The organism is Cohnella hashimotonis, assembly GCF_030014955.1.
Lineage (GTDB): Bacteria > Bacillota > Bacilli > Paenibacillales > Paenibacillaceae > Cohnella > Cohnella hashimotonis.
The window spans coordinates 531,945-546,397 of sequence record NZ_JAGRPV010000001.1 but is presented as its reverse complement, the minus strand read 5'-3'; the positions used below and the strand labels follow the sequence as shown (position 1 = coordinate 546,397).

General features: G+C 59.1%; 13 protein-coding genes. 2 read left to right on the top strand and 11 right to left on the bottom strand.

Annotated elements, in window-relative coordinates; genetic code table 11:
* Window positions 1–960: an ABC transporter permease gene (locus tag KB449_RS02265; RefSeq protein ID WP_282906808.1), complete on the bottom strand. Its 960-nt coding sequence runs from the start codon at window positions 958–960 to the stop codon at window positions 1–3.
* A 242-nt stretch (window positions 961–1,202) separates the two neighbouring features.
* Here KB449_RS02265 and KB449_RS02260 point away from each other — a divergent pair, with 242 nt between their 5' ends.
* Both KB449_RS02260 and KB449_RS02255 read left to right on the top strand, forming a co-directional pair.
* Window positions 1,203–2,786, top strand: coding sequence for a response regulator (locus tag KB449_RS02260; RefSeq protein WP_282906807.1), 1,584 nt, complete (start codon window positions 1,203–1,205; stop codon window positions 2,784–2,786).
* Window positions 2,783–4,537: a sensor histidine kinase gene (locus KB449_RS02255; protein ID WP_282906806.1), complete on the top strand. Its 1,755-nt coding sequence runs from the start codon at window positions 2,783–2,785 to the stop codon at window positions 4,535–4,537. Before KB449_RS02260 ends, KB449_RS02255 begins: the two co-directional genes overlap by 4 nt.
* 20 nt (window positions 4,538–4,557) lie before the next feature.
* Here KB449_RS02255 and KB449_RS02250 read toward each other — a convergent pair whose 3' ends face one another.
* From KB449_RS02250 to iolG, 10 genes are all read right to left on the bottom strand, one after another.
* Window positions 4,558–5,397: an ABC transporter permease gene (locus KB449_RS02250; protein ID WP_282906805.1), complete on the bottom strand. Its 840-nt coding sequence runs from the start codon at window positions 5,395–5,397 to the stop codon at window positions 4,558–4,560.
* Window positions 5,394–6,605: an extracellular solute-binding protein gene (locus KB449_RS02245; RefSeq protein WP_282906804.1), complete on the bottom strand. Its 1,212-nt coding sequence runs from the start codon at window positions 6,603–6,605 to the stop codon at window positions 5,394–5,396. Before KB449_RS02245 ends, KB449_RS02250 begins: the two co-directional genes overlap by 4 nt.
* A gap of 25 nt (window positions 6,606–6,630) precedes the next feature.
* Window positions 6,631–7,680 carry an ABC transporter ATP-binding protein gene (locus KB449_RS02240; protein ID WP_282906803.1) on the bottom strand — a complete coding sequence of 350 codons (1,050 nt, stop codon included), beginning with the start codon at window positions 7,678–7,680 and terminating at the stop codon, window positions 6,631–6,633.
* A gap of 22 nt (window positions 7,681–7,702) precedes the next feature.
* On the bottom strand, window positions 7,703–8,527 hold the full coding sequence (locus KB449_RS02235; RefSeq protein WP_282906802.1) for an ABC transporter permease: 825 nt from the start codon (window positions 8,525–8,527) through the stop codon (window positions 7,703–7,705).
* Between the two features lie 19 nt (window positions 8,528–8,546).
* On the bottom strand, window positions 8,547–9,551 hold the full coding sequence (locus KB449_RS02230; protein WP_282906801.1) for a LacI family DNA-binding transcriptional regulator: 1,005 nt from the start codon (window positions 9,549–9,551) through the stop codon (window positions 8,547–8,549).
* Complete coding sequence (locus KB449_RS02225) at window positions 9,541–10,293, bottom strand: glycerophosphodiester phosphodiesterase (RefSeq protein WP_282906800.1); 753 nt, start codon at window positions 10,291–10,293, stop codon at window positions 9,541–9,543. Before KB449_RS02225 ends, KB449_RS02230 begins: the two co-directional genes overlap by 11 nt.
* 13 nt (window positions 10,294–10,306) lie before the next feature.
* A complete protein-coding gene (locus tag KB449_RS02220; RefSeq protein ID WP_282906799.1) occupies window positions 10,307–11,296 on the bottom strand; it encodes a CehA/McbA family metallohydrolase in 990 nt (329 codons plus the stop codon).
* A complete protein-coding gene (locus tag KB449_RS02215; RefSeq protein WP_282906798.1) occupies window positions 11,293–11,769 on the bottom strand; it encodes a hypothetical protein in 477 nt (158 codons plus the stop codon). The genes KB449_RS02220 and KB449_RS02215 overlap by 4 nt, the downstream gene beginning before the upstream one ends.
* Before the next feature lie 704 nt (window positions 11,770–12,473).
* Window positions 12,474–13,277 (bottom strand): 5-deoxy-glucuronate isomerase, encoded by an 804-nt coding sequence (gene iolB, locus KB449_RS02210; protein ID WP_282912714.1) that lies wholly within the window; start codon window positions 13,275–13,277, stop codon window positions 12,474–12,476.
* A 28-nt stretch (window positions 13,278–13,305) separates the two neighbouring features.
* Window positions 13,306–14,367 carry an inositol 2-dehydrogenase gene (iolG, locus tag KB449_RS02205; RefSeq protein WP_282906797.1) on the bottom strand — a complete coding sequence of 354 codons (1,062 nt, stop codon included), beginning with the start codon at window positions 14,365–14,367 and terminating at the stop codon, window positions 13,306–13,308.
* Window positions 14,368–14,453 lie beyond the last annotated feature (86 nt).

Genomic DNA, 14,453 nt, shown 5'->3' with positions numbered 1-14,453 from the left:
CTACCAAAGCGTGTGATCGTTGCCTCCGACGGCTTTGACCAGACGATTGACGCTTAGCAGCAGGATTAACGCCACTACCGATTTGAACATGCCGACCGCCGTGGAATAGCTGTAATCGGCATTAATGAGCCCCAGCCGGTACACGTAGGTGTCGATGACGTCGGCAACGCCGTACACCTGCGAGTTGTACATATTAAAGATCTGATCGAAGCCGGCATCCAGAATCGTTCCCATCGAGAGAATGAGCATGATGGAGATGACGGGCGCCAGCATCGGCAGCGTAATCTGAATCATGCGCCTGAAGCGGCCGGCCCCGTCCATGATCGCCGCCTCGTGAAGCTGCGGATCGACCCCTGCGATCGCCGCCAGAAAAATAATCGAGCTCCAGCCGAAGCTTTGAAAAACCGAAGTGCCGACCAGGATGCTTCTGAAGTAACGCTCGTCGGCCATAAATACGACCGGCGCATGACCGAACGCCTTGACAAGGGCATTGACGGGTCCGTCGAGCGAGAACAGCGTCGTGAAGATGCCCGCAAGCACGATCCAGGAAATAAAATGCGGCAAGTACGATACCGTCTGCACCCATTTGCGGAAAAGCGGTCGTCTCATCTCGTTAAGCAGCAGCGCGAACGCGATCGGCGCCGGGAAACCGAAGATGAGCTTGTAGACGCTGATCAAAATCGTATTTTTGAGTACGACATAGAAGTGCGGATCGTCGAACACTTTGTGAAAGTACTTCGTGCCGACCCAGGGACTGTCCAAAATGCCCGAGGTTATGCGGAAATCCTTGAAGGCGAGCACCAGCCCGTACATCGGCACGTAATTGAATACCAGCAAGAAGATAAAGCCGGGGACGAGCATTAAAAACAACATCCGATATTGCTTGAACTTGTTGAACCGTCCCTTCGCCCGACCGCTCGACCGGGTCTGGACGGCGGATTCCGTTGCGGTTGCCTGCATCGCTCGCTTCCTTTCCAGCGCTTGCCGAACGCCCTGTGCTTGTGCCTTGCACCTGTGTTTGTGCCTTGCATGAGTAATCTTAGCAAGCCGGAATGTCTTTGTATCGTTCTCATTTCTTCGATTCATTTCAGTTTTTTTCGTTGTTGGCCGAGGATGCCTCATAGCGCTTGACGCCATTTCTTCAGGTAAGCAATAATCGATTAAAGCGCTTACGCTAACCTGCAACGGAAAGAAGGCTGGCCATGTTCCGCATCCTGATCGTCGACGATGAGCCCTTCGAGCGCGACGGCGTCGTCTATCTCATTCGCAAGTTCGGTCTGGATCTGTCTATCGCCGAAGCGGAGAGCGGCGAACAAGCGCTTGCGCATATGCAAGCGCATGACGTCGATATTCTGCTGACCGACATCCGGATGACCGGGATGGACGGTCTCCAGCTGGCGCGTCATGCGCGGGATCTGCAGCCGAACGTTAAAATCGTCATCTTGAGCGCCTACGGACAATTCGAATACGCGCAGCAAGCGATCGACCTGAAGGCCGTTCAATACGTGCTGAAGCCCGTCGAAGTCGAGAGCTTCATGGAGACGCTTCAAAAAGCGATCGCGCTGTGCGCGGAGGAAAAGCGGGAATCGGAACGGCAATCCCGGCTGCAGCAGGTATACCGGCGCGGCATTCAGTCGGAGAAGAGCACGCTGCTTGCCGATCTCATGGGCGAAGGGGAAAACGGGACTTTGTCCGGGGAAGACGCCCAAGGCGAGCTGCTGCGGTTGAACCGTTTGTTCGCCGGCCCCGGCGTTTCCGAGGATCGCTCGTACCGCTTCTTGATGCTGGATACGCGCCTGCGGTTTTTCGATACGGTCGACGCCGGATTCGAAGCGCTTCTGGGCGAGCGGCTGAACGGCGAAGGTGCCGTCATCGTCTTGAACGAGTATCAGGCGCTCGTTCTCCTGGAAGCGCGCGCCGGAGAGACGGAGCGTTCGCTGGAGCGGATGTGCGGGGATTTGGTGCGCTGGTTCAAAGGGCATTACGGCAAGGAGCTGAGCATCGTATGCAGCGGATCGTTCTATGACTTCGCGCAGATGCGGGCCGAATATCGCAAGTTGGAGTCCATGCTCGAAAGCAAGTTTTTCTACGAAGAAGGCTTCGTCTTGTTCACCGAATCCGCCCTGCCACAGCTGCAATCGTCAGCGATTGCGGAGCGGGCGATTGCGGATATTTCCCAGTGCTTGTCGCGCAAGGAGTGGGACGTCGCGCAGGTCCGCTTCGTCAAGCTGTTCGACGATTTGAAGAACGGCGGGCATTTCTCGGTGATCTACGTCAAATACATCTGCTCCGAAATTATCCGGCCCCTCCTTCAAACGAAACGAAAAGGAGACTCGGACTACTTTCGGGACACGCTCGAAGCGATCTTCCGCACGGCCGCGCTGAAGGAGCTGCGGCAGTTGATGCTCGACCTGTTCAGAGAATGCGGCGCCCGATCGGATCAAGCGGTCCCACCGGAAGCGAATCATAAAGTCGTGGACGAGGTCATTCAGATCATCGAGCGGGAATATCATACCGACTTGTCGGTCGACACGATCGCCGAACGCGTCTTTCTGACGCCGAGCTACTTAAGCCACTTGTTCGCCAAGCAGACCGGCGTGAGCCTGATCAAGTATTTGACGATGCACCGGCTGGAGAAGGCCAGAAAGCTGCTGCAAGAAACCAACCGCAAAATCGTCGAGATCGGCGCCGAAGTGGGCTATGCCAACTATCCGTATTTTTGCTCGCTGCTCAAAAACTATTTCGGCAAAACGCCCACGCAAATCCGAGAGGAAGGCCGGGCATGATCGCCGCAATCCGGCATGCGATCAATCGGCTGAGGTTCAGGCAGAAGCTAGTGCTATCCTACTTGTTTATCAGCTTGATCCCCATTTTGTTTCTCGGGACGTATTCCTATAATCAGTCGAAGCATTTCCTGAACGACCAGGCGATGGGCGACTTCCGCAGCAGCGCGGGCATCTTCGCGGAAAGCATCCGCGCCAACATGGACCGGTACGAAACGATGGCCAGCCTGGTGCTTTACAACGATATCATTCAAAAGATTCTGTCCAAACGTTATCTGGACCTGTTCAATTTGTACGATGACTTGACGGAGTTTCTGAACCCGTATTTGAACATGCTGCTTAACTTGAACAAGGACACGCTGCAGCTCACTATCTACACCGAGAATCAGATGCCCGAGTACGGCGACTACATCAATCGGATCGAACGCATCGAAGACATGCCGTGGTATGCGGCGCTGCGGAACGGCAATCGGCCGCAGTGGTTCCACGACCCGAACCAGCTGTTCCTCGCGAGCCGCTTCCCGAAGCTGCGCCCGACCAGCAATGCGGACGGCGCGGCAGGAAGCGCCGGCGACGACAATGTCCTCTACATCCGCGTCAACAATCGCAATTTGTTCGCAAGTCTGCCCGACGCGATGAAGGACCAGTGGGTGTTCCTCGTGGATGCCTCGGGAGCGACGGTCTACGCCAATCAGACCATGGACGAACAGATGACGCGCACGCTCGCCGGCATCGTCGATAGACCCGAGGGCCATCTGAAAATCGGCGGAACCGATATGATCCTGATCAAGCAGCCCGTTGCCGCGACCGACTGGCTGCTGTATTGCCTCGTTCCCTATCGCAACCTGGCCCAGCATTCGGGCAGCATCGTCCGGGCTACGCTTATCGTCGCGGGACTTTGCCTGCTCATCCTGATCGTCATCATCGCGGTGTTCGCCAAATCGATGATCCGGCAGATTTACAAGCTGAACAACTGGATGCGGCGCGTCGAAGAAGGAGAGCTCGAGCTGAGAATCAAGAGCACGTCGATGGACGAGATCGGCGAGCTGACGCGAAGGTTCGGCAATATGCTGCAGCGGATCAACGAGCTGATCAACGAAGGCTACAAAAATAAGATCAAGCAGAAGGAAGCCGAGCTGAGCGCCTTGAAGTCGCAGATTACGCCGCATTTCCTTTACAACACGCTCAGCTTCATCAACTGGAAAGCCGTGAAAAGCGACGACCTCGAGCTCAGCCGGATGGTCACGAGCCTATCCAAATTTTACCGGACGGCGCTTAATCGCGGGGATAATATGATCTCCGTGCGCGACGAGATCGAGAACATGAAGTCCTACGTGGACATCGTGCTCATGACCAGCGGCCACCGCTTCGACGTTGTCTGCGACTTGGACGAGAGTGGCTACGAGTATGGCGCCATCAATCTGATTCTGCAGCCGCTCGTCGAAAACGCGGTCAAGCACGGCATTAACAAAAAGACCGACGGCAAAGGCTTGCTGGAAATCAGCCTGCGCGTCGGCGAGGACACAATTGAATTCAGCGTTGGCGACAACGGGCCCGGGATCGAACCGCGCCCGCTGAGCGAATTGCTGACCAAGCCTACCGCCGGCTACGGCTTGAAGAATGTGGACGAACGAATCAAGCTCATGTTCGGCGCCGAATACGGACTGCTGATCGAAAGCGAGATTGGCCGGGGAACGTGCATGCGGGTCGTGATCCCGAAGCAGGCGATGCGAAGCGACGGACCCACATCGTAAAAACTCCCCCGAAGGGGAGTTCAACGGTTCGCGACTTCTTCGCCGGCCATCGAGCGAATGTAGAAGTAACCCAGCACCGAGCAGAGCAAAAAGGTGAAGAAGGCCATGGCCGCCGCCTGCTCGCGTTCCTGGAAGACGCCGAATACCTGCTGCATGGATACGCCGAGCATTTGCGGCGCGTTCGGTCCGAGCAGGAACGGCGCGGTGAAGGAGCCGATGACGCCCATGAATACGAAGGTCAGCGCGACGAGGAACGTCTTGTAGGACAAGGGGAAAATGAACCGCAGGAAAATGCGCAGCTTGCCTGCCCCCGTGTCGCGGGCGCTCTCGATGATCGAGGCGGGGATTCCCGTCAGCGCAGAGCTCAGAAGCATCGTGGCGAACGGGATGTTGAACCAGATGTTCGCGATGACGATGCCTTTCTCGTCGAAAATGAGACGAGGCAGCGCGATGCCGAGCGGCAGCAGCAGCCGGGCCAGCCAGCCGTGGTTGCCCAGCAGGTTCATCAGCCCGTACGTGGCGATCACGCCCGGAATGAACAACGGGATCATATACGTCTTGCGGATCCAGTCGACCAGCTTCCCCGAGCTGAACCGCATATACAGCGCGAGCGAATAGCTGACGAGCAGCACCAGCGCGCAAGAGACGACCGTCACCTTGAGGGTGAAGAAGATGTTCGCGCGCATCCCCTTGTCGGTGAACAAAAATTGATAACGGCTCAGATCGTACCCGCCTTCGCCGTTGCTCAGACTCGTGACGAACGATTGAACGATCGGAATGACGACGATGACGAGCAGCAGAACGAAGGAAGGGCTGACCATGATCAGCCCCCCGATCGCTTGTTTGACTTCCTTCCTCATTGTGCCGCTACGTCGCTCTGCCAGCGTTTGTTGATTTCCGTGCCGAGATCTCCGATATTAAACGTCCGAAAGCCTTCCGATACGCCTTTGAACTTATCCTGCATCGCTTGGGACATGTTGGAGAGCTCGATGCCCGGGAACCCGTTCATCTTGGTCACGATCACTTCTTGCGCCTCCGGGGACAGCACGAAGTCCAGGAATTGATTGACGGCGTCCTGCTTGTCCGACAGCTTGTTGACCATCAGGTAGGTCGGGCCGCCGTTGAAGCCCGGCGTAATTTGCTGCATCTTCACCGTGTCGGGCAGAAGTTTCTCGCCGAGCTGCTGAAGTACCATATCGGACCAGGCCGGGATGATCTCCACTTCGCCGTTCGCCAGCAGGTCGAGCGTGCCCTGGTTTTTCTTCGGGTAAATGCCTTTGCCGTACACGAATTTGTTCAGGTCCTTGAGCTTGCTGAAGCCCGCGTCCCACTTGGCCATGACGGCGGGATCGCTGTCGTGAATATCGTCCTCCGGCAAACCGTCGTACAGCACGGTCGTGACGAAGGAGCTGCCGGAGCCGCCGGTAGACGGATCGTTGTACGCAAATTTGCCCGGGTTTTGCTTGATCCAGTCCAGCAGCTCGCTTAACGTCTTCGGCGGAGCGGACACTTTGGAGCTGTCATAGGCGAGCACGACGGCGGAGGAACGGTAAGGAACCGCCATGTTGGATACGTCGGCCATCGTCTTCGGATCGATATTGGCGAGGTTCGGAATGCCGCTCGTGTCGAGCGGCGCCCATACGTCGTCCTTCGTTCCTTGCGACACGACGTTAATGCCGTCCTCGTACAGATCGATGTCTCCCGAGCCTTTGCCCGCTTTCTTCGCCGCCAGGATCCGGTCGTAGGTCGGCTCGGCGCCGGCGCCGGACGGGATATACACTTCTTTGACTTTGACCTTGTCGTTCTGCTTTTCGAACATCGGGATGAGCGTGTCCCACAGGTCTTTGACGTTTTGCGAGCCGGTAAAATAGAAGGAAAATTGGACGGGCTCTGCGGACGAGGAAGGGGCGGAAGGAGAGCTGGACGCAGAACTGGATGGAGAGTTAGAGGACGAGTCGGAGGCGGCGGAGTTCGCATTCGCGTCGTTTTTGCCGCCGCAAGCCGATAATGCCGCAACCGTTAACGTCAGCGCAGACAGCGCCGTCAAGCTTTTTTTCAAACGAACCATGGATAATCATCCTCCTCAGATTGAGTCAATCGTTTGGATAAGCGATCATGGAAGCCAAGGAAACGCGCACGCTTTCTCCCGTTCGCAGCCGCTCGATGGCTTCCTTGGATTGAAAGGCCTTGAGCGTGCCGTGCTGGCCCATGTCGACCGATACTTCCGCGTAGTGTCCGAGAATCATGATTTGTTTGATTTTCCCCGGCAATGCTTGCCCCTGTTCGTCCTGATGATTCGAGCTCGCGGTCAAGCCGACGTCTTCCGGTCTGACGGCCACCTTTACCTTCCCCGAGAGACGCTTCGCGTTCGGCCAAGACAGCTCGCCGACCCGTATCCGCTCCCCGTCCACCACCCCCTCCAAAAAGTTCATTTTCCCGATAAATTGCGCGACGTACAGCGTCTCCGGCTCGTTGTATATGCGCTGCGGCGGCGCGATCTGCTCGATATGCCCGTGATTCATCACGATGATCCGGTCGGACAGGGAGAGCGCTTCTTCCTGGTCGTGGGTGACGAACACCATCGTGAGGCCCGTCTGCGTCTGGATGTCCCGAAGCTCTTCGCGCATCTCGTGCCTCAGCTTGGCATCCAGCGCCGAGAAAGGCTCGTCCAGGAGCAGCACGGCCGGCTTCAGCAGCAGCGACCGGGCGAGCGCGACGCGCTGCTGCTGGCCGCCGGACAGCTGCGTCGGATATTTCTTCTCCGCGCCCGGCAGCCGCACGAGCCGCAGCGCGTCCGAGACGGCGCTCTTGATGTCGGCTTTGGGCATGCCGCGAATCTTGAGTCCGAACGCCAGGTTATCGAAGACGGACATATGGGGCCATAAATTGTAGCTTTGGAACACCATCGAGGTCGGGCGCTTCTCCGGCGGCAGCTTGGTTACGCTCTTGCCCTCGATCAGGATCTCTCCCGCATCCGGCTCGAGGAATCCTCCGATGCCGCGGAGCACGGTCGTTTTGCCGCAGCCGGAAGGTCCGAGCAGCGTCACGAGCTCGCCTTTGTTCACTTCGAGGTTAATGCCGGTGACGCCCTCGCCCGTCTTGTAGCGTTTGGTCAGGCCGCGGACGGCCAGTTGGACGCTCATCTCGTCGATCCCCTCCATCTCGTTATTTCACTTGGAATCCGCTGGCCATCACGTCCGCGCTGATGAGCCGCTGGGCGGCCACGAGCAGAATGATGGTCGGCGCCGTCAGGATGATCGAAAATACCGCGCCGGCGCTGCTCGGAAAGTCCGATATGATCGAATACATGATGATCGGCATCGTCTTGATGTCGGGAATGCCGACCAGGAACGTCCCTTGCGCTTCGTCGAGCGAGTTGAGGAACGTGAATACGGAGGCGACCATGATGCCCGGCATCGCCATCGGCAGCGTGATGCTCCGGAATACACGAAGCGGCGTCGCGCCGACGTCCCGGGCCGATTCCTCCTGGGCGGCTTGAATGTTGCGGAAGGCCGCGGTCGGAATCCAGGTCATGAACATGAGGACGTTGATCATGTGCACGAGAACGACCCCGAGCATCGTGTTCATGAGTCCCACTTTGTAGAACAGCACGGCGATCGACACGTAGAGGCCCATTTTCGGAAAGGCGTGCGTCAGCAGGAAGGAAAACAAAAACACTCTTTTGAAAGGGAAACGAATACGGGCGAACGCGTAGGCTGCCGGAATGCAGAGAACGATGGACAGCGCGGTGACGATCGTCGCGATCAGGAAGGACAGCCCGATCGACTTCGCGACGTCGTCCTGTTCGAACACGAACCTCCACCATTTAAAGGACCATTGATGGGGCAGCAGATCGGGGTACGTCCATTGGCCGCTGAAGGCCAGTACTACCAGATTCAGCAAGGGCCCCGCGAAAAACACGGCAAAAATCGTCAGTAAAATAAACTCGATGATTCTTCGTTTGCCGATGGCTTTAAAGTACCATCCCACTAGGCTCGCTCCTCCTTTCTCAAGTGGACTCGCGAATCAGAATTTCGCTGGCGAATTCGTTCTTTTTAGACAGGACCTCTTCTTGATGAATGAGACGGTCGAGCAAAGCGACGGCGTCGTGCCCCATCCGGTTCGTGTCTACCTTGACCGTCGTCAGCGCCGGCGAGTAAGCCGCCGCGAAGTCGATGTCGTCGAAGCCCATCACCGCCGCTTGTTCCGGGACGCGGACCGATCGCTGCAGCAGCACCTTCATGGCGCCGAGCGCCAGCATGTCGTTCGTGGTGAAAAGCACGGTATAGCCGCCGCCGATGAAAGTCTCGAAGTGCTCCGCCATAAGCCGGGCACCCTGCTCGAGGTTCGACTCCGGGGACAGGACGACGGTCAGGTCCGACGCCGGGACGCCGAGCCGCTGCAGCCCTTGCTTGAACCCCTCCAGCCGGAGATGGTGGCTTCGATGCTCCTGGGGTCCCGCGATGACGAAAAACCGCCGGTGCCCAAGCCCATGCAAGTAAGCGGCCGCCTTGGCACCGCCCTCCTCGTCGTTGCTGACGAGGTGGATGACGTCCGGATCGTCGGTCGAGCCGTTCACCATCAGGTAAGGAAGGTTGTACTTTTTGACGTGATCGACGACGTTTTTGCGCAGCCTGCTGATCAGAATGAGGCCGTCGACGCGCCGCTCCAGCATGTGATCCGCCGAGCGAACCGACATCTCCCGGTCGGTCTTGAGCAGCACCGAGTAGCCCAGCCCTTCGGCCGCTTCGAGGATCGCGTCGATCAGCTTGCCGTACAGCGGATGAGAGACGATCGGCTGTTGCTCTCGGAACACGATCACGCCGATGTTGTTCGTCCGCTTGGCGACCATCGCCCTCGCCACCGCGTTCGGCTTGTACTGCAATTGCTCGACGACTTCGAGCACGCGCGCCCTGGCTTCGGGACTCGCATACCCGTTGCCGGATATGACTCTGGAAGCCGTCGACTTGGACACGCCGGCCAGCGAAGCGATTTCCTTGATGTTATAGGTCATCCCCGCTTATCCCCTCTTCGTGCCAGCCTTGTTTTACGCGCAGCAGCGTCGCGACATCCCGCGTCGTGATGGACCGAACGCCCAGCTCCGCGTACTTCCTCATCTCCCGCGCTTCGCCGACGGTCCAGACGAATACCGACAGTCCGCGATCGAAAGCGAGTTCCAGCAGCTCCGGCAGCGCCAGCTGATAGGGAACGTTGAGGCCGAAGCAGCCGGCTTGCAGCGCTTCCTCGCAGGCCGTCCTGGCGGCTTCGGCATAGACGGACGTCCGGAAGCTGCCGATATCGACGTTCAGGAGCTTCGCGATACCGCCGTCCAGATCGTTCGCCCGAACGGCTCTGCCGTATTCGCAGCCTGTCAGCAGCACCCGGTCGGCAATGTCCCGCTCCCGTATGAGGGCCATGACGGGCTCGACGCAATCGTCCGTCTTGAGATCCAGATTCATTCTGGCTTGACCGCCGCCGCCGACCAGCAGATCGATGACCGTCTCGAGCCGGACGATCGGCGCCGCCAACCCTTCGTTCAGCTCTTGAAGCGTCAATCGGGACAAGCTTGCGATCCGGCCGTCGGCCAGCACGATGCGATCGTCATGACTCAGCACGAGGACGCCGTCGCGGGTGACCCGGATGTCGTCTTCGATAATGTCCGCGCCGAGAGACAGACCCGCCCGGGCAGATTCGACGGAATTGTCGGGCGTGCCCATGCATCCGGTATGCGCGGTGATCAGTGGAAAATCGTTCATCGTCGGTCTGCTCCTAATCGAAATAAATGGCGTTGGTAAAAGCGATCATCGTGGTCACGCCGCGCACGATCCCCCACAATTCGGCCCGCATCCACGACAAGCCTTCCGTTTGCACGGTTATGCGCGCCTCTTGCGTTCCCTCCGTTGCCTGAACCGCGCTCTCCTCCAACACACCCTTATTGCTGGACAAGCGTATGCGGCATGCGGGATCGGCAAGGGTCCACAGTCCCTGGCGGACGGAAAAATCAATGCCGATGCGTGCGGTCACCGTGCGTTCGCCGACCGGGATGACATCTCCGATCCGGTAGGAGGCGGCGGGCGTCTGGGCCTCCAGCGTGACCAGCGGACCGATCGTTACCGACACCCGGCCCCGGCGCAGCGCCTCTGCCGCCTCTTCGCCGATCGGTCTCGACTCGTCTTCAAGGCGGAGATAGGTGACCGAGATCGGCTCTTCCGTCTCCGCAGCGTCGTGCCAATCGCGTCCGGACGTGGCCGCCAGGCGATAGCCCTCGTTCAGCTTGTCCGTCCACAGCGAGAACGCGCGCGCATTGTCCGTCTTGATCGGCGCGAACGTGCCCGACCAGGCTTCGATATAGTCGAAGTCGTTCCAGTCCTCCATCTCGTACTCCCAGTAACAGCCCGTGCATGCCGGACTTCCGATGCGGAACGGATGCGCAAGCCCGGCGACGCCTCCGCGCGCATGAACGGCGGACACGCCATCGTGGATATTGCCGGTATTCGCTTCCCGCCAATCGACGTATTCCGCCAGGCCGACGGTGACCATGTGTCCGTGGAACGTCGTCCACTCCATGCCGGGCAATATCGCGATCCCCGCCTGCCGCTCCGCCGCTTCCTTGTCCGCCAAGCCCGACATCGTATTGTGATCGGTGAGCGCCACGCACTCGAAGCCAAGCTTGGCCGCCGCCGACGCGAGCTCCAGCAACGTCATTTTCCCGTCACTATGAAGCGTATGGGCGTGCAACTCGCATGCTGTCCATCTCATGGCTGCTCCCCCTTCTCTACCTCGTCCGCCGCCCATACTTGCAGACGGTAGGCGCAGCGCTCGGTGACGACGGCATGCACGCTAAGCGTGATCGTCCATTCCCCCGCCGCGATCTTGCCCTTCATCAAGCCCGGGGAAGCGTCGTGCTCGGAGATCCATAAGGACTGGACCGGATCATGGCGATGGCAGGCGCCGCGGTAGCCGGCCGGATCGTCCACCGATAACGTGATGAGATTTTTGAGCGGCAGATGCCGATCGAGCCTCTCCTTGGCGAGTGCCAGCTGCTCGGGCAGGACGTATTTTTCAAAGCTCTGTTCCAGCAATTCGCGCGCCCTGCTGTCGTCGTCCAAACATTTAGGCGAATATTCAAAATGAATGCCGACCGCGCACGCCGGCTCGTCCAGCTTAAAAGGGAAGCGGACATGCGTACGGGAATCTTCAGGGGTCGCGTTCGCTCGGATATCGATCAGCATGACAGGACTCCCTCTTTTAAATGCCTTTGTATGGGAACGATCCCACAGCTATTAATTTAAAGCCGAAATGTTCGAGCAGTATGTCCGAAAAAACAAATCTGTGTAAAGGTTAGGATACAAAATATACTAAATGGCCTAAGGACGAAGATTCGATGAAGGACGATGATTCGATAAAGGACGGAGATTTGATAAAGGACGTTGATGAAGGATAACGCGCTGGAGGCAGGACTGGCGGAAAGGAAGCTGGCCGTCACCAAGGAGATGATCGCAGCAATCCGATCCCGCGGATGCTTGGCTAATCAACTCCGATTCCGCGGATTCCTGGCATACCAACTCCGATTCCGCGGATTCCTGGCAAATCCCCCCCTCCCCCGCCGAGATAGCTGCTAAAAAGCATTTATTTCGGCAAGACTTGCCCGTTCATACAGAAATAAGTGTTGAAGAGCAGTTAATGGCTCCCAGAACGCCGCAACCGAGCAAAACGAGAGAGATTAACTGCTTTTTAACACTTAATGGACCCGCATATTGAAAATGAACGAAATTAAATGCTTTTTAACACTTATCGCCTCGCTCCAGCCTGTCGCCCTCCGGCGCAGTTTGCGATTATGCTCATGAGGGAGAGGTACTTATGCTGCTTCAGCAAAAAAAGAAACCGCGCCGGGGCGGCGCGGTTTCGGTCTGGGAGTTGAATGTGTTTATGTGCGTTAGCGCATCAGCCATGCGTGGTCGGGGTCGTTGTGGAAACGCCACGTACGCGTCGGGCCGGCCATGACGTTCAGGTAATAGACGTCGTAGCCCGGCGGCGCGGATACGGGGTGATAGCCGCGGGGCACGAGGACCGCTTCGCGGTCTTTGACCGCGAGCGTCTCGTCGAGCGAGCGGTCGTCGGTGTAGACGCGCTGCACCGCGAAGCCCTGCTCGGGCTCCACGCGGAAGTAATAGGTTTCCTCGAGCAGCGACTCGTTCGGCAGGTCGTCTTGGTCGTGCTTGTGCGGCGGATAGCTGGACCAGTGTCCGGCAGGCGTGAACACTTCGACGACGAGCAGGCTATCCGCCGGTTCGCTCTCCGGAAGAATGTTGTGCACGAGGCGCGACATGCTGCCGCTCCCCCGGTGCTCCACGCCGACATCGTCCGGCGCGATCAGCCGCGCCGGATGGCTGCCGCGGCCGGGCGCCAGACACACCGCCAGCTCAACGTCGGTCAACGCCTCCAGGTCCCACTGGTTCCCCGACGGCACGTAGACGGTGTAAGGCGGCGTCTTTTCGAATACGCTCATGCGCTTGCCGACGTCCTGCCACGTCTGTCCGCCGGCGCTCACGTCCGCGCGGCCGGACAGCAGCACAAGCGCCGCCTCTTGGCCGCCGGTCTCCCGACCGAGCTTGTCCCCGGCCGCGAGCCGGAACACCTCGAAGCCGACATATGTCCATCCGGCGCTCTCCGGCGTGACGGACAGCGCGCAGCCCCGCTCGTCGGGGACGGCGCGCGAAGGAACGATCAATTCGGACATCCCCATGCGTTCTTCTCCTCTCCTAGGCCTAGACAGCCGGAACGGCAGCAGAATCGACGGCGGCCTCGGCGAGCTCCGCAAGCTTGACCGGGCGTCCCGTCTCGAGCGAACGCTTCGCCGCCAGGGCAATCAGCTCCGCCTGCAGACCGTCTTGCCCGCTCACCGGCACGGGCCGACCGGAACGCACGCTGTCGACGAACTGCCGCATCTCGTCACGGTACGCTTCCGTATACCGCTCGAGGAAAAAGTGCAGCGGCTTATCCCGCGTAATGGCATCCGCTCCGCTCACGACCGCCGTGTTCGGGTAGTCGTTGGCGATCGACACGCTGCCGCCCGAGCCGAACACCTCGACCCGCTGATCGTAGCCGTAGACGGCCTTGCGGCTGTTGTCGATAACGCCCAGCGCGCCGTTCGCGAACTTCAGCGTCGTGATCGCCGTGTCGATATCGCCGGCCTCGCCGATGGACGGATCGACCAGCACCGCGCCCTGCGCGAATACTTCCTCCACCTCGCTGCCCGAGAGGAAGCGGGCGATGTCGAAGTCGTGGATCGCCATGTCCATGAACAGCCCGCCGGAAACTTTGACGTACTCGATCGGCGGCGGGCTCGGATCGCGGGAGGTGATCTTGATCAGATGAGGTTCGCCGACGCGTCCCTCGCCCACGATCTCCTTCACGCGCCGGAAGTTATGGTCGAACCGCCGGTTGAAGCCGATCTGCAAACTGACGCCCGCCGCAGCGACTGCGCGCAGCGCTTCGCGCGTGCCTTCGACGCTCATGCTGATCGGTTTTTCGCAGAAAATCGCCTTGCCGTTCGCGGCGGCTGCCACGATCAGCGGGACGTGGGTGTCGGTCGGCGAACAGATGACGACTGCTTCAATGGCGGAATCCGTCAGAAGCTCGCCCGCGTCGGACGTCACCCGGGCGATTCCGCGCTCCGCGGCCCAAGCCTCGAGCGCCTGGCCCGCGAACGGGTCCGCGATCCCCGCGACCGTGACGCCGGGCATGCGCAGCAGATTGTCCGCATGGATCTTGCCGATCCGGCCGGCGCCGATGACGCCGATTCCGATCGTTTTCGAATTGTTGCTCAACGTAGGTTCCTCCCTGTTGATTCCGCGTAAGACCGTTTTGGTGTCGTCGTCCGGAAGGCTGCATTCGCAGCTTCGCGCTCTGAACC